Origin of the sequence: Oceanisphaera psychrotolerans (assembly GCF_001870485.1) — a bacterium.
Taxonomy (GTDB): Bacteria; Pseudomonadota; Gammaproteobacteria; order Enterobacterales; family Aeromonadaceae; genus Oceanimonas; species Oceanimonas psychrotolerans.
The window spans coordinates 19,374-39,503 of the sequence record NZ_MDKE01000004.1 but is presented as its reverse complement, the minus strand read 5'-3'; the positions used below and the strand labels follow the sequence as shown (position 1 = coordinate 39,503).

Below are 20,130 nucleotides of genomic sequence, written 5' to 3'. Positions count from 1 at the left end.
TGCCTATATGGGCAATTCGTTGATACTGAGGATAGCGACCAGAATGGAGATGATGATGCCGGCGATGAGCACGCCGAGGCCGACAATCAGCACCGGCTCGAGAATGGTCAGCATCCGCTGGATGGCATTTTCCACTTCCCGGTCATAGCGGTCGGCGACCTTCAGCAGCATGTCTTCCAGCTGGCCGGTTTCTTCACCAACCCGGATCATCTGTATCGCCAGTGGTGGAAACTGGCCCGAGGCCTGCAGCGGATCGGCCAGTCGCTTGCCTTCCTTCAGGCTGCTGGCCGCCTCGCCGAGGGTCCGGGCCAGCAGGTGATTGCCTACCGTGTCCCGGGCAATGGTGAGTGCGTTGAGCAGGGGGACCCCGCCTTTCATCAGGGTGCCGAGACTGCGGCTGAAGCGGGCGACTTCCAGCCGGCGGATCAGCTCTCCGGCCAGGGGCAGGCGCAGCTTGAAGCTGTCCCAGGCCAGGCGTGGCTCGGGCCTGGCCAGCAGGCGCTGGCCGGCAATCAACGCCAGCAACAGGGCCAGCAGCAGCCACAGCCCCATGTCACGCAGAAACTCGGCACTGCCGATCACGATACGGGTAGACAACGGCATGGTCTGCCCCATGTCGGCAAACAGCTGCTGGAACTGGGGGATGACGTAGGTCAGGATGATCAGCAGCGATACCGCCGATACCAGCACCAGTATGATGGGGTAAATCAGAGCCGACAGGGCTTTTTCCCTGAGCTGACGGCTGCGCTCCAGGTAGACTGCCAGCTCGGCCAGCCCCTGCTCCAGGTTGCCGGAGATTTCGGCGGCCCGGATCATGTTCAGATAGAAGGGAGAAAAGTCCTCCCCCTGTTCGGCCAGTACCACCGACAGGCCTTGTCCACGCTGAATGCCTTCGCGGATCTGGCCGAGCAGACGAATATCGCCGGTCTGACCGCGCACCTGGATCATGATGCCCAGGGCCCGTTCCAGGGGGATGCCGGCCTTCAGCAGGGCGGCCAGATCCTGGGTCAGGGCCTGGATCTGGCGCTCGCCGGTGCGCCGTCGGTGCAGCCAGCCGGTCCCCGCTGAATGGCTTTGTCCGGCATCCTGCACCACGCTGAGCGGGATCAGCCCCCGCTGTTGCAGCTGCCGCACTATGGCCTGCTGGTCCTGTCCTTCGAGCCGGCCTTCCTGAGGCTCGCCATTCTGGTTCACCGCCTTGAAATAATACAGCGCCACCTCATGCCCCCTGGGTGACCCGAATCACCTCTTCGATATTGGTGATGCCGTGCAGGGCCTTGTGCAGGCCGTCTCCGTACATGGTGGTCATGCCGTTGCGGATGGCCGCCTCCTGAATCTTGCCGGCGTCGGCATGGCTCAGCACCAGTTTGCGAATGTCGTCGTTCATGACCAGCAGCTCTTGAATGGCCAGACGACCGTGGTAGCCGGTGCCGGCACAGTGGGGGCAGCCGACGGGCCTGTGCAGATGAATGGACTCACCCGGGTTTAGCGGTGTCAGCTTCAGTTCTCGCACCAACTCCGGCAATGGCTGGTAGCGCTCCTTGCAGTGGGCGCACAGCACCCGTACCAGCCGCTGCCCTATTACTCCGTTGAGGGTGGAGGTGAGCAGGTAGTCTTCCACGCCCATTTCCAGCAGTCGGGTGACGCTGCTGGCGGCGTCGTTGGTGTGCAGGGTCGACAGCACCAGGTGTCCGGTGAGCGCCGACTGCACGCAGATACGGGCGGTTTCCAGATCCCGCATTTCCCCGACCATGATGACGTCGGGATCCTGACGAACGATGGAGCGCAGGGCACTGGCGAAGGTCAGCCCGATGGCCGGCTTGACGTGGATTTGGTTGACCCCTTCAAGCTGGTATTCCACCGGATCTTCCACCGTGATCAGCTTGAGCTCGGTGGTATTCAGCTGGTTGAGGGCGGTGTAGAGCGTGGTGGTTTTACCGCTGCCGGTAGGGCCGGTCACCATCACCATGCCGTGGGGGATTTTCAATACCTGCTGAAAGCGCCGTTTGGTGTGTTCGGAAAATCCCAGGGCATCGAAATCAAGAATGACACTCTCCCGGTTGAGCAGTCGCATGACCAGGCTTTCGCCGTGCATGGTGGGGACGGTGGAGACCCGGATATCCAGCTCCATGCCCTGTATTTTGAGCTCGATACGGCCATCCTGGGGCAGGCGTCGCTCGGCGATATTGAGCCGGGCCATGATCTTGATGCGGGAGATAATGGCCGGGGTCATGTTTACCGGCGGGGCTTCGCTTTGTTGTAGCACGCCGTCGATGCGGTAGCGGATGTTGAGCCGGTTTTCGAACGGCTCGACATGAATGTCGGAGGCGCGCAGATCCACCGCCTTCTGGATGATCAGGTTGACCAGGCGGATCACCGGTGCCTCGCTGGCCATGTCCTTGAGCTGGGCGATGCTTTCTTCCGTTTCTTCCTCCTGCTGTACCGCAGAGAGGATATCGCCCATTTTGCTCTGCCCTTCACCGTAGAGACGCTCGATGGTAGAGGTGACTTCCGAGCTGACTCCCACCTGCAGCCGCACCGGTTGCTGGCACATCATGCCATGGCGCGAACGGAGAAGTCGTCTCTGGGGTCGACCATGGCCAGCACCAGTTCATCTTTCTCCTGCCGCAATGGCACCAGGTGATGTTCTTTCAGGAATCGGTAGGGCAGCTCGATGTCGAGAGGAGAAGAAAGCGGGTAGTCCTCGGTGGAGGTCAGCGGCAGTCGGGTCAGATCGGACAGGCATCTGGCCAGCTCGCGTTCCGATATCATGCCCAGATTCAACAGCAACGCCGTCAGCGAGCCGCTGTCGGTCTGTGTTTGGCGCATTCGCTCCAGGCGGGCAAGTTCTTTATCCGAGATGTGTCCCTGCTCTATCAGGGCTTGTCCCAGTTGTGTATCGTCGACCGCAAAAAGAGACTCTTTCGTATCCATCCGCTGTTTCTCCCTGTACCTCGGATCAAGCATAGACGGCTTTAAGCGATCGCTGGCCAAGTGAATTGCGCCGAAATAAACGCCGGGAATGAATAAATATTCTGTCTTTTATTTACTTTATGCCATTGACCGAATATGACATCCATATTTCAATAGCGCCGGGTCTCAGCATGTACCCGAGAGAAAGTTATTCTAAAAATAACAAGGAAGACATCGTGACGTATATTCATGACACCATTGCCAAACTCAAGAAAACCAGCCCGGCTCAGGCAGAATTCTATCAGGCGGTGGAGGAGGTACTGGACTCGCTGCAGCCCATCCTGGAAAGCAGTGAAAAGTATCAGTTGCATTCCATTATCGAGCGGATGATCGAGCCCGAGCGCCAGATCATGTTCCGCGTTCCCTGGGTTGATGATCAGGGCAAGGTGCAGGTCAACAAGGGTTATCGCATCGAGTTCAACTCGGCCCTGGGGCCCTATAAAGGTGGTTTGCGCTTTCACCCCAGCGTTAACGCCGGCATCATCAAGTTTCTCGGTTTTGAACAAATCTTCAAGAATGCCCTGACCGGTCTGCCGATCGGCGGCGGCAAGGGCGGTGCCAACTTCGATCCCAAGGGCAAGTCTGACGGCGAAATCATGCGTTTCTGCCAGTCCTTCATCAACGAACTGTATCGTCACATCGGCCCGACCACCGACGTGCCCGCCGGTGATATCGGCGTGGGTGCCCGCGAAATCGGCTACATGTTCGGCCAGTACAAGCGCCTGACCGGCAATTACGACGGTGTCTTTACCGGCAAGAGCCTGCTATGGGGCGGTTCTCTGGTTCGCAAGGAAGCGACTGGTTACGGCTGTGTCTATTTTGCCCAGTACATGCTGGAAGCCAAGGGCGACACTCTGTCCGGCAAGCGCTGCCTGGTGTCCGGCGCCGGCAACGTGGCCATCTATACCATCGAGAAACTGTATCAACTGGGTGCGGTTCCGGTGAGCTGCTCCGATTCCAGTGGCACCATCTATCACGAAGCCGGTGTGAATCTGGATACCCTGAAAGATCTGAAGGAAGTGCGCAAGGTGCGTCTGAACGAATATCTGACCGCGCATCCGGATGCCCGTTTCATTCCGGTCGCCGACTATCCGGCCGATGGTAACGCGGTATGGCGCCTGCCTGCCGATCTGGCGTTCCCCTGTGCCACCCAGAACGAGCTTGGCGAAGCCGATGCCAAGGCACTGATCGCCAACGGCTGTATCGGAGTATCGGAAGGGGCCAATATGCCTTCCACCCAGGATGCGGTAGAAGTGTTCCTGGATGCCAGAATCCATTACGGACCGGGCAAGGCCGCCAATGCCGGCGGTGTGGCCACCAGTCAGTTGGAAATGGCGCAGAATGCCAGCATGCAGCGTTGGAGCTTCGAGGAAGTAGACGAGAAGCTGAAGGTGATCATGAAGAACATCTTCCTGAGTGCCAGCGAAACCGCGGCCGAGTTTGGCAAACCCCACAACCTGATGCTGGGTGCCAATATCGCCGGCTTCCGCAAGGTAGCCGACGCCATGATTGAGCAAGGCGTAGTGTAAGCGAGCATCCGCTTTATCAACGTCTAAAAGCCCGGTATTCCGGGCTTTTATTTTTTGTGGCGCCAGAAACTCAGCGTTCGGCTGCGACCACCGAAATTTCCACCAGCAGCTCGGGACGGGCCATGGCGGCCTCCACGCAGGCACGGGCCGGGGCATGACCTTCCGGCACCCAGGCATCCCATACCGCGTTCATGGCGGTAAAATCGGCCATGGTATTCAGGTAGATGGTGGCGGACAGTATATGCTCGCGGCTGGAACCGGCTTCCTGCAGCAGCTCATCCACTTTTTCCAGCATGGTGGCGGTTTGCTCGGTGATGTCCTTGGTGGCATCCTTGCAGACCTGGCCGCACAGATAGATGGTGCCGTTGTGCTTGACGATACGGCTCATGCGCTGGCCAATCTGCTGACGTTCGATGGTCATTTGTACTCCGTTATAACGATGAAAATGGCAGTATGTATCAAACCTTACCGATTGAACTGCGGTTGTAAACTGATTGTGATGAGCAAGGTGAAATTATATGGCGGTGATCACGGGACTGAATCTTTATCCGATTAAATCGGCGGCGGCGGTCAGGGTGGAGCAGGCCTGGGTCTCCCGCGAGGGATTGGGCGGTGATCGCCGCTACATGCTGGCCAGGCCCGACGGCAGCTTCGTGACCGCCCGTACCCATCCTCGCATCCAGTCCATCGTGGTGACGCCGGTATCCGGTGGTCTGGATCTGCGGTACCGCGATAAGCAGCTGGCGGTACGCCAGCGGCAGTTTGGGCAGCAGCCGGTCACCACGGCGGTGTGGGGCGATGAATTTACCGCCTGGAGTACGCACCCGGACTATGACGCCTGGTTCAGCCAGATCCTGGAACAACCGGTGCAGTTACTCTGGGTGGGTGAACAATCGGGCCGTTACCGGGACAAGCTGAATACCTCGGTCAGCTTTGCCGACGGCTACCCGCTGCTGCTGATTTCGGAAGCCTCGCTCGCCGATCTCAATCTGCGTGCCGATGCCCGGCTGGAAATGTCCCAGTTTCGTACCAATCTGGTGGTGAGGGGCAGCCGGCCATTCGAGGAAGATGGCTGGCGGCGCATCCGTATCGGCACGGTGGAATTTGTGGTGGCCAAGCCCTGCAGCCGCTGTGTGATGACTACCATAGAACCGGGTAGTGAACACTTCAACCGCATGAAGGAACCGCTGGCCACGTTGCTGCGTTATCGGCGGGGCGGGGACGGCGAGGTCTATTTCGGTCAGAACCTGGTGCCGCTCAATGAAGGCGAGATCCGGCTGGACGACGAAATAGAGGTGCTGGAATACGCATCGGCGCCCCTTTATCCGGATACGGCGCCCAGGCGCCGGCCATTGCGGTGTGTGGCCCGCGAGCCTCTGGCGCGGGACATGGACACCTACTGGCTGGAGGCGGCAGACGGCAAGCCGCTGAGCGACTACCAGCCGGGTCAGCACCTGCCGGTGGCCCTGGACATAGACGGGCAGCGGCAGCTGCGCTATTACACCCTGAGTTCCAGTCCGACCCGCCCGGGTCGTTACGCTATCAGCGTGAAACGCCAGCCCGACGGCCGGGTCTCCAACTGGCTGGCCGAGACATTGCAGCCGGGCTGCGAGCTGCTGGCGCACGAGCCGGCCGGTGACTTTACCCTCGAAGCGGCCGCGCGTTATCTGCTGTTGTCCGCCGGCTCCGGTGTCACGCCCATGCTGTCGATGGTGCGTGCGCTGGCGGACAGGAAGCAGTTGCAGGATCTGGTGTTCGTTCATGTGTGCCGCAGTGAAGCCGACATTCCCGCCAGAGGCGAACTGGAACAGCTGGCCGCCGAGCACCCTGGTCTGCAGCTGGAGTTTGTGCTGACCCGGCCGGAGCGGGGCGAGGGTGGTCGTCTTACCCTGGCCCAGCTGGCAACGGTGCCGGCCTTGCAGCAACGTCGGGTCTATCTCTGTGGCCCGGCGGGTTTCATGCAGCAGGCGCGCAGCTGGCTGCTGGCACTGGGGGTACCGGTGGGCATGCTGCAGCAGGAGTATTTTGCCGGTCCGCAAAGCGAGACTGTTTCACGTGAAACACGAAGCCTGAATATTCGTATCGGTGAACGGGAATTTGTCGGCAACAACCGGCAGGATTTGCTGACCCAGGCGGAAGGACAGGGCATGAACCTGCCCTGGTCCTGTCGGGCCGGCATCTGCGGCAGCTGCAAGCAGACCCTCGCATCCGGCGAGGTGGATCAGCCCGAGGCCCCGGCCTTGTCGGCGGCGGAGCGAGCAGCCGGGGTGATCCTGACCTGCTGCTGTGTGCCCCTGTCGGATGTCACCCTGTTGTGACGAGTAAAACGTAACCTCACATCATTACTGACTCGCTGCATCCACCAGGTAGAGAATGGACTCGTAGTTGATGCCGCTGTGGTGGCTGAGGCCCAGTTCGCAGGTGCGGCTGTTGCTGACCCCGCGGGTGCAGCCGGCCGGTATCTGCTCCTTCAATGGCTTGAGGGCGGCGGCGTTGAGTTCCGGAGTGGTAAATCCCTTGTCGCCGGCAAAGCCGCAGCATTCGATGTGTTCCGGCACCACCACCTCGGTGGCACAGCGCCGGGCCAGTTCCAGCATCCTGTCGGCCAGCCCCATACGCCGGCTGCTGCAGGTGATGTGCAGCATCACGGTTTCTTCCACCGGTGTCAGCGTCAGCCTGTCCATCGCCTGCTCCAGCACAAAGGTCACCGGTTCATGGATCCTGAGTGGCAGGGTAAAGCCGTCCTGACCGAGTTTGGCGCAGGGGCTGGTGTCCATCAGCACCGGCCAGCGGCCCTGCTCCGAGGCCTGCCACAGGCTCGCCTCCAGCTCGCGCGTCTTGTCGTCGGCCACTCCGCTCATGCCCTTGCTCTGATAAGGCATGCCACAACACAGGTTGTTGAGATCCCGGGGCAATATGATGTCGAAGCCGGCTTTTTCCAGTACCGCCTGAGTGACTTCGGTCAGCGACCGGCGGTCACGGGCATCCGGCGACTGGCCGAGGGTGCGGCTGGCGCAGGAGGGGAAATACACCACCTTGGGCCGCCCCTGATCCGAAGCCTGTGGTCGATGCCGGTTGGCGGCCGGCGTTTCCGGCAACCACAGCGGCACCTTGTCATGACTCAGCTTGCGCAGACCCCGGTTCAGGCTGCTCATGGTGCCATTCCCCAGCAGCCTGCGGCCCAGATCGGCGCTGTTCAGACCGATGGCCACCGCTTTGGTGGTGGTGGTGAAGTGATCGGCACTCCAGCGCGCGATGGACTCGAATTTCCGGTAGCGGGCGGTACGCAGCTTGCGCACCAGATTGCCGGTGTTGATACCCACGGGGCAGCGCTGTTCGCAGAGGCCGGTGGCGGCACAGGTGTCCAGTCCCTGATATTCAAATACCCGCTGCAGCGAGTCGTCGATGGCGTCGCCGTCGGCCTCCCGGCGCTGCAGTTCACGATAGAGCACGATGCGCTGGCGCGGCGTCAGGCTCAGATCCCGGGACGGACACACCGCCTCGCAGAAGCCGCATTCGATACACTTGTCGACGATGTCGTCGGCGGCGGGCAGAGGTTTGAGGTTTTTCAGATGAGACTGCCGGTCCTCGTTGAGGATGACTCCCGGATTGAGGATACCCGCGGGATCCAGCAGCGCCTTGATGCGTTGCATCAGCGCGTAACCTTCCTTGCCCCATTCCAGTTCTACATAGGGGGCCATGTTGCGACCGGTGCCGTGTTCGGCCTTGAGCGAGCCCTGATACTCCACCGCCACCAGTTGGGCCACCGCGTCCATGAAGTCGCCGTAGCGATCCAGTTCTTCCTGGGAGTCGAAGCCCTGGGTGAACACAAAATGCAGGTTGCCGGCCAGGGCATGGCCGAAGATGATGGCCTCATCGTAGCCGAAGCGGTCGAACAGTTCGGTCAAGCTGCGTACCGCCGGCGCCAGTTGTTCCACGTGAAACGCCACGTCTTCGATGATCACCGTAGTGCCGGTTTCACGCACCGCACCGACCGCCGGAAACATGCCCTTGCGCATGGCCCACAGGCTGGCACAGACCTTCTTGTCCTGGGTGAAGGGAACTTCGTTGCATCGCTCGAATCCGGCCACCGTCGTCATCGCCTGCTCGCACTGCGCCAGCAGCTGGGCTTCGTTTTCGCCATGCACTTCAATCAGCAGGGCGGCCGCTTCCAGATCCAGATCTCTGACAAAGGCCGGCATGCCGGCCTTGTCGGCGATGGAGCGCAATGCCCGGCCGTCCATCAGTTCTACCGCCGCCACCGAGGTGTGGGCCAGTTCGGTCACCGCCAGGCAGGTGGTTTCGATATCCGGGTAAACCAGCAGGCAGGACGCCTTGAACGGATGGTCGGGCACCGTGTGGTAACTGACTTCGGCGATAAAGCCGAGGGTGCCTTCCGAGCCGATCATCAGGTGGGCCAGGATGTCGAAGGGGTCTTCGAAGTCCACCAGCGCGTTGAGGCTGTAACCGGTGGTGTTCTTGAGCCGGTACTTGTGACGAATACGCTCGGCCAGTTCGGGGTTGGCCCTGGTTTCTTCCGCCAGTTGCCGCAGGCCGGCCAGCAGCGCCGGCTGTTGTTCGGCAAAGCGGGCCCGGCTTTGTTCATTCCGGGTATCGAGTGTGGTGCCATCGGCCAGCACCAGACTCAGGCCATCCAGGGTGCGATAGGAATTCTGGGCGGTACCACAGCACATGCCCGAGGCGTTGTTGGCGGCGATGCCGCCTATCTTGCAGCTGTTGATGGACGCCGGGTCGGGACCTATCTTGCGGCCGAAGGGGGCCAGGTATTTATTGGCATCGGCCCCGATCACGCCGGGTTGCAGGGCTATTCTATGGCCGTCGTCCAGAATGTGGTGCTGGCGCCAGTCGTCGGTGAGGGTGATCAGCACCGAGTCGGACACCGCCTGGCCCGACAGGCTGGTGCCGGCGGCGCGAAAGGTGCAGTGAACCTGGTACTCGCCACACCGCTGCAACACCCGCACTACTTCTTCCAGGCTGCTCAGGCGCAACACCATCTTGGGCAACAGGCGGTAAAAGCTGGCGTCGGTACCGTAGGCCAGGCAGAGGGAGCTGTCGGTAATGATTCGCTCGGCGGGCAGAAACTGGGCCAGAGCATCAAGCAGCAGGCGGTAACGATGTTCCATCAAAGGTCCTCTAGCATCAGAACTAAAAGTGGTTTCGGTATTGGCGTCGTCATCAGGCATCGGTTATCAGGCATCCTCCAGGATCAGCACCAGTAGCTGGCTGGGTCCGTGGGCGCCATAGGCCAGGGTTTGCTGAATATCGGCGGTCTTGGACGGTCCCGAGACCAGCAGCAGGTTGGTGGGCATAGCGCCGGCCCAGTGCTGGTCGGCCATCATCGCCGGCAGGTTGGGGTACAGGGTCGAGGCCTTGAGAATGGCGATATGACAGGGCGGCACCAGTGACAGGGTACGAGGTTCTGCCGGCCCGGGCCAGAGTACCAGGCTGCCGGTGGCGGCAATGGCGCCGTGACAACCGGTAATGCCGGCATCGACCCGGTTGAACAGCTCGTCTTTCCACTGCTCCAGCGACTGGTCGAATAGCCGCTGTTCGGCGCAGTCGGCCAGGGCCTCAGTGAGCTCGGCATGAAAGTCTCCGCCGGTGCCGGTGGCGATACGTTTCAGTCCCATCTGTTCTATCCGGGTCTTCAGGGTGGTGATCAGTTCAGCGCGGTTCAGTCTGAGTACCTCGGCGTGATTCTGCTGCAGCAGTTCGGTCAACCGGGTCAGCATGGCGCTACGGTCGGTGTTATCCCAGACCGGGTAGTCCGGATTATTGACCGGCAGCGGCTTGATCTCTGCCTGGCGCAGTCGGTTGAGTATGGCGTTGCGGGCGGTCGACATTATTTGTTCCTCTCGGCCATCAGTTCACGCAGGGTTCTGGCGGCGGGTCTGGGGGCGGTGCGGCAACGGGTCCAGGGGCCCAGTTTGCTCGGGATCAGGCCGCGCAGGCGGGTGGCGCACCAGCTCATCACGCGGTACAGCGCAGGCGTGCGGGTGAGCAGGCCGAAACTGCGCCAGATAAAGGCCTCGGTATTGCTGCTGGCGGAGTTTTGGCCGCGTAGTACCGGTACCCCGGGGCGGGGCTCCTGCTTGGCCTCGCGCCGCAGCCGTTGCAACAGTTCGGGAATGGGAATACGTACCGGGCAGACTTCGCCGCAGGCGCCACAGAGACTGGAGGCGGTGGGCAGCTCCCGGGTCGCCTCCAGCCCCATCAGGTGGGGCGAAATAATCTTGCCGATGGGGCCGGGATAGACGGTGCCATAGGCATGGCCGCCGATGCGGGTGTAGACCGGACAGTGATTCATGCAGGCGCCGCAGCGAATGCACTGCAGCGTCTTGCGCATTTCTTCGTCCACGAAGGCCTGGCTGCGACCGTTGTCGAGCAGCACCAGATGCACTTCTCTGGGGCCATCCAGCTCGTCGTGCTTGCGGGGGCCGCTGATCATGTTGAAGTAGGTGGTAATAGTCTGGCCAGTTGCCGAGCGGGTGAGAGCGCTGAACAGCGGCGGTACGTCGGCCAGAAACTCCACCACCTTTTCGATACCGGTGATGGCGATATGTACCTCGGGCACAGTAGTGCACATGCGCCCGTTGCCTTCGTTTTCCACCAGACACAGGGTGCCGGTTTCGGCCACCGCGAAGTTGACGCCCGACACCCCGATGTGGGCGCTACGGAATTTCTCGCGCAACACATTACGTCCGGTCCGGATCAGGGTATCCACGTCCAGGGTGTGTTTGAAGCCGGGCACGTGCTCGGCAAACAGGTCCGCTACCTGCTGCTTGTTCTTGTGGATGGCGGGCATGATGATGTGCGAGGGGGTCTCGTCGCCGAGCTGGACGATGTATTCGCCCATGTCGCTTTCCAGGCAGTCGATGCCTTCCTTCGCCATGGCGTGGTTCAGCTCGATCTCTTCGCTCACCATGGACTTGCCTTTCACCACCTGGGTGCCGCCATGAGACTGGATGATGTCGGCGAAGAGGGCATTGGCCTGTTCGGCGTTCTCGGCCCAGTGCACCCGAATGCCGTTGGCGATGCAATTGGCTTCCAGTTGCTCCAGCAGTGCCGGCAGCTTGCTCAGACAGCGCTGACGGATGGCTTCGGCCCGGTCGCGGATGGCGCTTTCTTCATCCGGATCGGCGAAGGCGGTCTGGCGTTTGTCGCGCAGATAGTCCATGGCGCCACGGAAGTTGGCGCGCAGTTCGGGATTGGCCAGGGCGGCCTCGGCCTGGGGATGAAACAGCTGGGGTTTATTGTGCATGATGTCCCTCCAGCCGGCTCAGCAGGAAGGTGGCCAAGTGTGTCCCTTTGAGTGCTTTGCCTGATATTCCAGGGCGCCGTTGATGTTGAGCAGGCAACCCCAGTCGGCACTGATGAGCTGCTCCGCGCCAGCTTCGCTCAGGTGTTGGGTCTTGTCTTGCACCATGGCTTCGCTGATCGCCGGATGGCGCACCGAGAAGGTGCCGCCGAAGCCGCAGCACTCGCTTTCGTAGGCCTGTTCACGCAGTTCCACACGCTCCAGCTGGCTCAACAGCTGGCGGGCGGTGTTGTGAACTTTCATTTCCCGGCGGGCGGCGCAGGAGGTATGCAATACCACCGAGGTGGCCGGGCCCTGATCGCTGAGCCGGATGCGGCATACCTGCACCAGAAACTCGGTGAGTTCGAATACCCGATCACAAAATTGGTTAACCACCGCTTCCTGCTCGCTGCCGGCGAACAGCCGGCGGTAGTGATGGTGCATCATGCCGCCGCAGGAACCGGACAGCACGATCACCGGCCAGGGGGCGGGGAACAGTGCCATCTGGCTCAGGGCCGTGGTTTTGGCGTCATCTTCGTAGCCGGATGAATAGGCCGGCTGGCCGCAGCAGGTTTGCTTGGGCACATAGATGACCTCGACGCCGGCCAGTTCCAGCAGACGGATGGCATCCATCCCGCTCCGGGGGGAGAACATGTCCACCAGGCAGGTGGCGTAGACATATACCTTTTCTGGCTTGGCCGGATAGATGCGAATAGCTGACGACATAAGGCAATTCCTTCAAATAACACTGTTTTAGCTGTTGCCTGCCGGTCTGGTGCCGACCGGCAGGCAACGCAACTCAAGACAACTTCAGCAGGGGATCCGAAATACCCAGTCCATAGATGGCAATCATGCCGATGACGCCGAGGGCCACCAGATAGTAGAGGGTGGGCAGGGCGGTCTTGCGCAAGGTGGTGCCTTCCCGACCGAGCAGGCCGACGGTGGCCGAGGCCGCGACCACGTTGTGAATGGCGATCATGTTGCCGGCCGCCGCTCCCACCGCCTGCAGCGCCACCACCATGGCGGTGGATACGTTCAGCGTCTGGGCGACCTCGAACTGGAACTGGGAAAACATCATGTTGGACACGGTATTGGAACCGGCGATAAAGGCCCCCAGGGCACCGATGACCCCGCTGATGGCCGGGAAGAAATCACCGACCAGGTCGGCGGCAACCTTGGCGGTCATCACCGGCATGCTGGCAATGTCGGCCTCGTTGACCCCGGAGTTGATGAAGATCCTCACCATGGGCACGGTGAACATCAGCACGAAGCCGGCGCCGAGCAGGGTGCGGGAAGACTCGGCGACGGCCGGGACGAAGGCGGCAAGCGAGCGGGTCTGGCTCAATACCGCCACAAGGGAAACGAACACCAGAATGCCGCCGGGCAGGTACAGGGGCTGGATGCTGGCGCTGATACCGGCTTCGCCCAGAATATTGTTGAAGGCGATACTCCAGCTGGTGAGCAGGCCCTTGAAACTGTCACTGGTGCGGCTCAGTACCAGCAGCACCGGGAGCAGCAGATAAGGGAACCAGGCGAGGCCCAGTCCGATGGGGTGCTGTTTCAGATCTTCTTTGTTAATGGTGAGCGAGCCCAGCCATTCTGCCGGCCAGCTTTTTTCTTCCGGGAACTCGAAGGAGCTCTTGGGGACCAGAAAGCCTTTACGCGTGGCGGTGACGACGATGGCCAGACCCACCAGGCCGCCGACCAGAGAAGGAAATTCCGGGCCGAGCAGAACACCGGTAAGGGCGTAAGGCACGGTAAAGGCCAGACCCGCGAAGATGGCAAACGGCAGTATGTCGAGGCCTTCTTTCCAGCTCTTGTTCTTGCCGAAGAAGCGGGTCAGCATCATGCACATGAACAGGGGCATCAGGATGCCGATGATGGCGTGGGTGACCGCCACGTTGCTGGTCACGGTTTGCAGATAGTCTTGCCAGCCGGAGCCGGCGGTGGTCAGGGTGGTGTTGATGGCGGCGTTATCCAGGCCGCTGGTCACGCCGACGATGATGGGGGTGCCCACGGCACCGAACGACACCGGTGTGCTCTGGATCATCATGCCCATCAGTACCGCCGCCAGAGCCGGGAAGCCCAGCGCCACCATCAGCGGCGCGGCCACGGCGGCGGGAGTACCAAAGCCGGAGGCGCCCTCGATAAAGCAGCCGAAGCACCAGGCGACGATAATGGCCTGGATGCGGCGATCCGGTGAGATGGCGGTGAAGCCGTTGCGAATGGTGGTGATGGCGCCGGTATGCTTCAGGGTATTCAGCAACAGGATGGCGCCGAAGATAATCCACAGCAACGAGATGGAAATCGCCAGCCCCTGCAGGCTGGAGGCGATCACCCGGGTGCCATTCATGTCCCATACCAGCAGAGCGACGAGCACGGTCAGGATAAATGCCAGGGGCATGGCGCGCTTGGCCGGCCATTGCAGGCCGACCAGCAGAATGGCGGCGAGCACGATGGGCGAAAATGCCAGCAGTGCCAGTAGGGAATCATTCAGCATAACGGTTCCTTCCTTGATTATGTCTTGGTGGCCATCACAGGCATACTCTTACTCTAGAGCAGGATGGTGACCGGGTTGTTAACGTGATGTAACTTTATCCCCTTGTCTTTTGTGGATATATAGATTTAATGAAACCAATTGTTTCCAAAAGTGGATGAATGATGCCGAAAACCGATGATCTGATTCTGTTTGCCCAGGTGGTTGAATTAGGCTCCTTCAGTAAGGCGGCCGACGCCAACGGCCTGACCAACTCGGTGGTGAGCAAGCGTATCGCCCGGCTGGAAAAGGAGTTGGGCAGTACCCTGATCCACCGCACCACGCGGCGCTTGACGCTGAGTGAGGCCGGACAGGTGTTGTACCAGCGTGCCCGCCTGGTGGCACTGGCCGCTCAGGAAGCATTTGACGCCGTTACCGGCTACAGCCAGTCGCTGCAGGGGCATATCAGGATGTCGGTTCCCACCATTTCCGGCGAGTTGTTGCTGGCGGAGGCGGTCGCGAATTTTGTGAACTGCATCCGGCTATTTCGGTGGATATGTCGCTGGAGAATCGTTTCGTGGACTTGATTGGAGAGGGGTATGATCTGGTGATTCGTACCGGGCACCTGGACGATTCCAACCTGATCGCGCGTCATATCCTGGATTCACATTGGACCATCTGTGCCGCTCCTGCGTATATTAGTCGCCGTGGCAAGCCCCAGGTGCCGGAGGATCTGTTAGAGCATAACTGTCTTATCTACAGCTATCAGGAGAGCGGGGCCCGTGACTGGCTGTTCAACCGGTATGGCGAAGTTTATCCGCTGCGGGTGAGCGGCAACTTTTCCACCAACAATGCCGCCGCCCTGCGCAGGGCGGCCCTGGCTGGCCATGGCCTGGCGTACGTGCCCCGTTGTCTGGTTTACTCCGACCTGCAGTCCGGGCAGCTTGTCGAGCTGTTACCCCGGCAGGTCGGCAAGATACTGGGGATTTATGCCGTCTACTCCTACAGTCGCCAGCCACCGCGCAAAATAAAGCTGTTGATCGAGTATATCCGTTCCCGTTACATGGATATCAAGCATTACTTTTAACGAGGTTGACCCATGATTAAGACCGCCGTGATTGGCTACGGCCAGTCCGCCAGTATTTTCCATCTGCCCTTTATCGACTGTCTGCCCGAATTCGAGCTGGTGGCCATCAGTACCTCCAAGCCGGAAAGGGCGGCGAAAGACTGGCCCGAGGTGAAGGTGTATACCGACGTGGATCAGATGCTGGCCGAATCCGGCGCCCGGCTGGTGGTGATCACCGCGCCCAACGAGGTGCATTACGAGCTGGGTCGCAAGGCGCTGAACCTGGGGCTGCACGTGGTGATGGAAAACCCTTGTGTTACCCAGCTGCACCAAGGCGCCGAGCTGATGCGGCTGGCCGATAGCAACAAGCTGTGCCTGATCCCCTTTCATAATCGCCGCTGGGACAGCGATTTTCTCACCCTGCGCAAACTGCTGGCCGACGAGACCCTGGGGCCCATTCACGGCTTCGAGTCCCACTTCGACCGCTTCCGGCCGCGGGTGCGGGAAGAGAAGCCCGGGGTGGGGGCCGGTGTCTGGTTCGATCTGGGCGGGCACCTGGTGGATCAGGTGCTGGTGTTGTTCGGCAAGCCACTGGCGGTGACTGCGCGTTGCCTGTCGATGCGGCCCGGATCCGAGGTGACCGATTACTTCCATGTGCAGCTGCATTATTCCGACAAGGAAGTGCTGCTGCATTCCAGCCCCTATCATCCGGGACCGACCCTGCGCTTCAAGCTGCAGGGCGAGCGCGGCTGTTACATCAAGCGCGGTTTCGATCCCCAGGAAGAGCGGCTGCAGGACGGCATAGTGCCGGACTCGCCCTATCTGGCCAAGGAAGCCGAATCCGATTACGGCATCTTCTATTCCGATGATGAGCCGCAGGTGATCGAGTCGGAAATCGGGGGGTATCGTTATTTCTATGAGGGCACCGCCAAGGCCATTCGTGGTGAGGGCCCGCTGCCGGTGACCATGCAGGATGCGCTGGATGGCCTCAATATCATCAACCTGGCCGAAAAAAGCTCGACGGAGGGACGCACCCTGCCGTTGACCGCCACCAGCTTCGGCTAGGCTCGGCAGCAATGACAACGGCGACCCTGGGGTCGCCGTTTTAGTTTTACTGGGTGTCGAATGCTTGGTTCGGTTTATTTGCCAATCAGGATATAGGCGATGATCAGGGCGGCGATAAACAGGGTTTCCAGTATCACCAGCAGCACCGGTTTCCAGCCCACCGAGAGAATGTCCTTGAGCTGGGTACGCACGCCCAGGGCGGCGATGGCGGTCAGCAGCAGCCAGGAAGAACTGCCGGCCAGCGGCTGGCTGATGCTGCTCGGGATCCAGCCCAGGCTGTTGAGAATGAACAGGGCCACAAAGCCGAGCAGAAAACCGGGAATGGCCACGCCCTTGCTGCCCTGATCTTCACCTCTCTGGCGGGCGGCCCGACGGATCAGGATGCCGATGGTCATCACGATGGGCACCAGCATGGCGACGCGCAACAGCTTGACGAAGGTGCTGAGATCGCCCACTTCGCTGGACATGCTGTAGCCGGCGCCGACCACCTGGGCCACGTCGTGAATGGTAGCGCCGATAAAGAGCCCGGCTTCCTGCGGGGTCAGACCCAGGCTGCTGCTGATCATCGGATAGAAGATCATGGCCAGGGTACTGAGGGTGGTGACGCTGATCACGGTGAACAGGGTATCGCGCTTGGCCTGTTCGTCCTGTTTCAGCACGCTGCTGATGGCCATGGCCGCCGAAGCGCCGCAAATGGCGACCGAGCCGCCGGTGAGGGTACCGAAGGAGGACGAAAAGCCCAGCAGGCGTGCCATGACCACACCAAAACCGATGGTCAGTACCACCGCCGAGCACACCATCAGCAGGGGGGACCAGCCGAGGGTCAGCACGTCACTGAAGGTAATGCGCAGCCCGAGCATGGCCACACCGAGGCGAAGCACCGTCTTGGCGGAAAGCTCCAGCCCGGGCAGACAGACGGACTCCTGACTCAGAAAATTGAATGCCAATCCGAGCAGCAGCGCCATCAGCATGGCGGGAGCACCGTAATGTTCCGACAGGAGCTGGCGGCGATACCGATGGTGACCGCTACGCATACCCCGGGAAAGTAGCGTTTTCTCACCTTTTCTATCTGTTGCAACATACCCACCACCTGGTTACCGGTTTCCACAGCCATGTGTTCCGTCCTTGCTGTTAGTCTAGGTTGACGGCGCTCCCACGGTTCGCTTTGCACGCGGATATTATAGGAGGCCTTGATAAGTCCATGGTATGAGTCGGCAATGGGGGGATCTAATGCCTTTTTATAGCGGCCCCGTTACTTTTCTGCATACAATGCGGCATCAAGCGATTAACGGGTGATGCATGGAAAGCAAATGGCTGCACGATTTTGTTGCCCTGGCCGAGCAGGGTAATTTTTCCAAGGCAGCGGAAGTCCGCTTTGTGACCCAGCCGGCGTTCAGCCGGCGTATTCGTTCACTGGAAAACTGGATGGGGGTGCCGCTGGTGCAGCGAGATCGCCATCCCATGGTGTTGACCGCCGCGGGTGAAAACTTTCTGGAACAGGCCCGGCTGTTGCTGTCCCAGATTTACGGTATCCGTGGCCAGTTGCGTCAGAGCCTGAACGAACATCACAGCCTGAATTTCATGGCCCAGCCTTCGCTGGCGGTGACCTTCTTTCCCGGCTGGATCCACCGCCTGCGTCCGCAACTGGGAGACAGCCTGATCCGCCTGAATACCGGTCATTATCAGGATGCCCTCGAGCAGTTCATGGCCGGCTCGGTCGACTTTCTGCTGTGTTTTTCCTGTGACGAGGTGAGCCCGGAGCTGAAGCGTCCCGATGTGGAACGACGGGTGGTGGGGCAGGATCGCATGGTGCTGGTGTCGGCGGCCGATGCCGATGGACTTCCCTTGCACGGGCTGTCGACCGCACAACCGTTGCGGTTGCTGCTGTATCCGCCAACGTCGTTTCTGGGCGATCTTGTCCAGCGTAAATGCCTGCCGGCCCTGAGTGAACAAGCCTGGCGACCGGTATGCGAAAATGCCCTGGGCGAGGGGCTCAAGGCGCTGGCGCTGCAGGGGGACGGCGCCAGCTTTTTGCCGGCGAGTCTGGTCCGGGAAGAGCTGGCGCAGGGACGGCTGGTGGAATTGCCGTTGTCGGCATGGGTACGGCTGGATATCGAACTGTGTTGCCGGCAACCCTTTCGCTCCGAACAGGTGGCGCTGTGCTGGCAACAGATCTGCCAGACGGTCACCTAGCGGGGGGCAGTCACCCGGTCAGCAGGAGCTGCCGACCGGGCTGAGGCATCCATCCGTACTGGTGGGCGCTTACTCGGCGCCGTGGCGCCGCTGCAGCGCCAGCCCCTGGAGGAAGTTGCGCAGGAACTGATCGCCACAGGGTTGATAATGCTTGTGACCGGGCTTGCGGAACAGCGAGGTCAGCTCGGGCTTTCTGACGGTGAAACCGGCCAGGGCCAGCAACCCGAGAATGTCTTCCTCTTTCAATTCCAGCGCTACGCGCAGCTTCTTGAACACCTGGTTGTTGATGGGCTCGGCCTGCTCCGGGCGCGGTGCCGGGCCACCTTCGCGCGGGCCGCGATTCTTCAGGATCAGACCGTCCAGAAACCCCAGAATTTGCTTGTCGCTGCAGCTGTGGTAGTTGGCATCTTCTTCCTTGGCCAGCAGCGCCAGAAACTGTGCTTCGTCGATGGCGATGTCACCCAGACCGAACAGCGCGATGGCTTGTTTGTCGTTCAGATCCAGGGCATAACGGATGCGGCGCAGAATATCGTTATTGGTCATTGCCGCCTTGCTCCTCTGCTTTCACTTCCGCTTTTTTCACGCGAATTTTCTGACCATCCACTTCCATGCCGTTCAGGCTCTTGATGGCCGCCTTGGCCTGGGATGGATTGGGCATGAAGGCGAAGCCGAAGCCCTTGGAATTGTTGGTGCTGGGATCCATGACCAGATGGAAGTAATGCACCAGGCCGTAAGGTGCCAGCAGAGCCAGTACCTTGTCTTCTGTGGTGAGGCGGGACAGGCCCCGGATCATGATTTTCATGGTGTCTCCAGTATGACGCCGGTGCGAAATACAAGGGTGTGATGGCTAAACAAGCGCGGCTGTGATGGCGCAAAAGGGCGGCGAGTGTAACAGATTCGCCGACCGGCGTCTGCCCCGCCACTGGTTGCAATATAGTTCACCGGGCAGGCCATTGCGCTGCTGGCTCCATCAGCCTGGGTAGGTTGGTGCTAATCAAATCCTGCATGGAAGACAAAGCTGTGGCCCGGGCTTTTATGCATATCAAGGAGAGAGTGATGCCGGTGACGATAGATACGGTGGTGGCCTTTTCTCACCATCCCCTGGCGCCTGCCGCCAGCGAGCCGCCTCCCGAGCGACGGCTCGAAGGTACGCCCAGACAGGGAACCGCCAATTACTTTACCGACAGCACCAGGCAGCTGGATGCGGGCTTCTGGGAAAGTGAACCGGGCAAGTGGCATGCGGTGAGCGAGCGCAACGAGTTCTGCTATATCCTGGAGGGCTATGTGCGCATCGCCGACGAGCAGGGTAACAGCAAGGATTTCCGCAAGGGAGACGCCTTCATGATCCCCTATGGTTTCAAGGGGACCTGGCAGGTACTGGAATTCACCAAGAAATACTATGTGATTTTCGTGCCCGAATCCCGGTGAGGCGGTGATTCGTCCCCGATGACCGGGTTGGTAAAGGACAAGGCCGGAAAAGGGCCAGTCGCTGACGTAGCGGCTGGCCCTT

Annotated in this window: 19 protein-coding genes and 1 pseudogene; 7 read left to right on the top strand and 13 right to left on the bottom strand. The window is 60.6% G+C overall.

Features of this window, described 5'->3' with window-relative positions; genetic code table 11:
• Positions 1-3: 3 nt before the first annotated feature.
• The 3 genes from BFR47_RS01595 to BFR47_RS18420 are packed head-to-tail and all read right to left on the bottom strand — an operon-like array spanning position 4 to position 2,934.
• Complete coding sequence (locus tag BFR47_RS01595) at positions 4-1,218, bottom strand: type II secretion system F family protein (RefSeq protein WP_071471438.1); 1,215 nt, start codon at positions 1,216-1,218, stop codon at positions 4-6.
• 1 nt (position 1,219) lies between these two features.
• Positions 1,220-2,557 carry a type II secretion system ATPase GspE gene (gene gspE, locus BFR47_RS01590; protein ID WP_245748755.1) on the bottom strand — a complete coding sequence of 446 codons (1,338 nt, stop codon included), beginning with the start codon at positions 2,555-2,557 and terminating at the stop codon, positions 1,220-1,222.
• Positions 2,554-2,934: a GspE/PulE/PilB domain-containing protein gene (locus BFR47_RS18420; RefSeq protein ID WP_245748754.1), complete on the bottom strand. Its 381-nt coding sequence runs from the start codon at positions 2,932-2,934 to the stop codon at positions 2,554-2,556. Before BFR47_RS18420 ends, gspE begins: the two co-directional genes overlap by 4 nt.
• A 215-nt stretch (positions 2,935-3,149) precedes the next feature.
• Here BFR47_RS18420 and gdhA point away from each other — a divergent pair, with 215 nt between their 5' ends.
• Complete coding sequence (gene gdhA / locus BFR47_RS01585) at positions 3,150-4,502, top strand: NADP-specific glutamate dehydrogenase (RefSeq protein WP_071471437.1); 1,353 nt, start codon at positions 3,150-3,152, stop codon at positions 4,500-4,502.
• A gap of 70 nt (positions 4,503-4,572) precedes the next feature.
• Here gdhA and BFR47_RS01580 read toward each other — a convergent pair whose 3' ends face one another.
• Positions 4,573-4,923, bottom strand: coding sequence for a RidA family protein (locus BFR47_RS01580; protein WP_071471436.1), 351 nt, complete (start codon positions 4,921-4,923; stop codon positions 4,573-4,575).
• A gap of 97 nt (positions 4,924-5,020) precedes the next feature.
• Between BFR47_RS01580 and BFR47_RS01575 the strand changes: the two genes are divergently transcribed.
• Positions 5,021-6,820 (top strand): hybrid-cluster NAD(P)-dependent oxidoreductase, encoded by a 1,800-nt coding sequence (locus BFR47_RS01575; protein WP_071471435.1) that lies wholly within the window; start codon positions 5,021-5,023, stop codon positions 6,818-6,820.
• A 24-nt stretch (positions 6,821-6,844) separates the two neighbouring features.
• On the opposite strand, the gene BFR47_RS01570 is transcribed toward BFR47_RS01575, so the two are convergent.
• The 5 genes and pseudogenes from BFR47_RS01570 to BFR47_RS01550 form a co-directional block, all read right to left on the bottom strand.
• Entirely contained in the window at positions 6,845-9,646 is a 2,802-nt protein-coding gene (locus BFR47_RS01570) for an FAD-binding and (Fe-S)-binding domain-containing protein (protein ID WP_071471434.1), read from the bottom strand.
• Between the two features lie 66 nt (positions 9,647-9,712).
• Positions 9,713-10,366 (bottom strand): LutC/YkgG family protein, encoded by a 654-nt coding sequence (locus tag BFR47_RS01565; RefSeq protein WP_071471433.1) that lies wholly within the window; start codon positions 10,364-10,366, stop codon positions 9,713-9,715.
• Positions 10,366-11,784, bottom strand: a complete 1,419-nt coding sequence (locus BFR47_RS01560; protein ID WP_071471432.1) for a LutB/LldF family L-lactate oxidation iron-sulfur protein — start codon at positions 11,782-11,784, stop codon at positions 10,366-10,368. The genes BFR47_RS01565 and BFR47_RS01560 overlap by 1 nt, the downstream gene beginning before the upstream one ends.
• Positions 11,774-12,546: pseudogene (locus BFR47_RS01555) on the bottom strand ((Fe-S)-binding protein). The gene BFR47_RS01560 and the pseudogene BFR47_RS01555 overlap by 11 nt, the downstream one beginning before the upstream one ends.
• Before the next feature lie 73 nt (positions 12,547-12,619).
• On the bottom strand, positions 12,620-14,320 hold the full coding sequence (locus tag BFR47_RS01550) for an L-lactate permease (RefSeq protein WP_083398964.1): 1,701 nt from the start codon (positions 14,318-14,320) through the stop codon (positions 12,620-12,622).
• A 158-nt stretch (positions 14,321-14,478) separates the two neighbouring features.
• On the opposite strand from BFR47_RS01550, the gene BFR47_RS18415 reads away from it, so the two are divergent.
• The 3 genes from BFR47_RS18415 to BFR47_RS01540 are packed head-to-tail and all read left to right on the top strand — an operon-like array spanning position 14,479 to position 16,427.
• Positions 14,479-14,883: a LysR family transcriptional regulator gene (locus tag BFR47_RS18415; protein WP_245748752.1), complete on the top strand. Its 405-nt coding sequence runs from the start codon at positions 14,479-14,481 to the stop codon at positions 14,881-14,883.
• Complete coding sequence (locus BFR47_RS18410) at positions 14,874-15,383, top strand: substrate binding domain-containing protein (protein WP_245748751.1); 510 nt, start codon at positions 14,874-14,876, stop codon at positions 15,381-15,383. Before BFR47_RS18415 ends, BFR47_RS18410 begins: the two co-directional genes overlap by 10 nt.
• Positions 15,384-15,395: 12 nt before the next feature.
• Entirely contained in the window at positions 15,396-16,427 is a 1,032-nt protein-coding gene (locus BFR47_RS01540) for a Gfo/Idh/MocA family oxidoreductase (RefSeq protein ID WP_071471430.1), read from the top strand.
• 74 nt (positions 16,428-16,501) lie between these two features.
• Here the strand turns inward: BFR47_RS01540 and BFR47_RS01535 are convergent, their stop codons facing one another.
• On the bottom strand, positions 16,502-17,398 hold the full coding sequence (locus tag BFR47_RS01535) for a YeiH family protein (protein WP_245748750.1): 897 nt from the start codon (positions 17,396-17,398) through the stop codon (positions 16,502-16,504).
• Complete coding sequence (locus BFR47_RS18405) at positions 17,392-17,541, bottom strand: hypothetical protein (protein ID WP_245748749.1); 150 nt, start codon at positions 17,539-17,541, stop codon at positions 17,392-17,394. The genes BFR47_RS01535 and BFR47_RS18405 overlap by 7 nt, the downstream gene beginning before the upstream one ends.
• A 185-nt stretch (positions 17,542-17,726) precedes the next feature.
• Between BFR47_RS18405 and BFR47_RS01530 the strand changes: the two genes are divergently transcribed.
• Positions 17,727-18,620 (top strand): LysR family transcriptional regulator, encoded by an 894-nt coding sequence (locus tag BFR47_RS01530; protein WP_071471429.1) that lies wholly within the window; start codon positions 17,727-17,729, stop codon positions 18,618-18,620.
• A gap of 69 nt (positions 18,621-18,689) precedes the next feature.
• Here BFR47_RS01530 and BFR47_RS01525 read toward each other — a convergent pair whose 3' ends face one another.
• Positions 18,690-19,163 carry a YehS family protein gene (locus BFR47_RS01525; protein ID WP_071471428.1) on the bottom strand — a complete coding sequence of 158 codons (474 nt, stop codon included), beginning with the start codon at positions 19,161-19,163 and terminating at the stop codon, positions 18,690-18,692.
• Positions 19,153-19,422, bottom strand: a complete 270-nt coding sequence (locus BFR47_RS01520; RefSeq protein WP_071471427.1) for an RNA recognition motif domain-containing protein — start codon at positions 19,420-19,422, stop codon at positions 19,153-19,155. The genes BFR47_RS01525 and BFR47_RS01520 overlap by 11 nt, the downstream gene beginning before the upstream one ends.
• A 254-nt stretch (positions 19,423-19,676) precedes the next feature.
• Here BFR47_RS01520 and BFR47_RS01515 point away from each other — a divergent pair, with 254 nt between their 5' ends.
• Positions 19,677-20,048: a cupin domain-containing protein gene (locus tag BFR47_RS01515; protein ID WP_175514044.1), complete on the top strand. Its 372-nt coding sequence runs from the start codon at positions 19,677-19,679 to the stop codon at positions 20,046-20,048.
• Positions 20,049-20,130: the final 82 nt, after the last annotated feature.

Excerpts from the sequence above, each read along its gene's own strand:
- BFR47_RS01515 (WP_175514044.1), top strand. The coding sequence starts at position 19,677 with ATGCCGGTGACGATAGATACGGTGGTGGCCTTTTCTCACCATCCCCTG.
- gspE (WP_245748755.1), bottom strand. The coding sequence starts at position 2,557 with ATGATGTGCCAGCAACCGGTGCGGCTGCAGGTGGGAGTCAGCTCGGAA.
- BFR47_RS01520 (WP_071471427.1), bottom strand. The coding sequence starts at position 19,422 with ATGAAAATCATGATCCGGGGCCTGTCCCGCCTCACCACAGAAGACAAG.
- BFR47_RS01530 (WP_071471429.1), top strand. The coding sequence starts at position 17,727 with ATGGAAAGCAAATGGCTGCACGATTTTGTTGCCCTGGCCGAGCAGGGT.
- BFR47_RS01525 (WP_071471428.1), bottom strand. The coding sequence starts at position 19,163 with ATGACCAATAACGATATTCTGCGCCGCATCCGTTATGCCCTGGATCTG.
- BFR47_RS01535 (WP_245748750.1), bottom strand. The coding sequence starts at position 17,398 with ATGCTGATGGCGCTGCTGCTCGGATTGGCATTCAATTTTCTGAGTCAG.
- BFR47_RS18415 (WP_245748752.1), top strand. The coding sequence starts at position 14,479 with ATGATGCCGAAAACCGATGATCTGATTCTGTTTGCCCAGGTGGTTGAA.
- BFR47_RS01560 (WP_071471432.1), bottom strand. The coding sequence starts at position 11,784 with ATGCACAATAAACCCCAGCTGTTTCATCCCCAGGCCGAGGCCGCCCTG.
- BFR47_RS01565 (WP_071471433.1), bottom strand. The coding sequence starts at position 10,366 with ATGTCGACCGCCCGCAACGCCATACTCAACCGACTGCGCCAGGCAGAG.
- BFR47_RS18405 (WP_245748749.1), bottom strand. The coding sequence starts at position 17,541 with ATGGCTGTGGAAACCGGTAACCAGGTGGTGGGTATGTTGCAACAGATA.
- BFR47_RS01540 (WP_071471430.1), top strand. The coding sequence starts at position 15,396 with ATGATTAAGACCGCCGTGATTGGCTACGGCCAGTCCGCCAGTATTTTC.
- BFR47_RS01570 (WP_071471434.1), bottom strand. The coding sequence starts at position 9,646 with ATGGAACATCGTTACCGCCTGCTGCTTGATGCTCTGGCCCAGTTTCTG.
- BFR47_RS01550 (WP_083398964.1), bottom strand. The coding sequence starts at position 14,320 with ATGCTGAATGATTCCCTACTGGCACTGCTGGCATTTTCGCCCATCGTG.
- BFR47_RS18420 (WP_245748754.1), bottom strand. The coding sequence starts at position 2,934 with ATGGATACGAAAGAGTCTCTTTTTGCGGTCGACGATACACAACTGGGA.
- BFR47_RS01575 (WP_071471435.1), top strand. The coding sequence starts at position 5,021 with ATGGCGGTGATCACGGGACTGAATCTTTATCCGATTAAATCGGCGGCG.
- BFR47_RS01580 (WP_071471436.1), bottom strand. The coding sequence starts at position 4,923 with ATGACCATCGAACGTCAGCAGATTGGCCAGCGCATGAGCCGTATCGTC.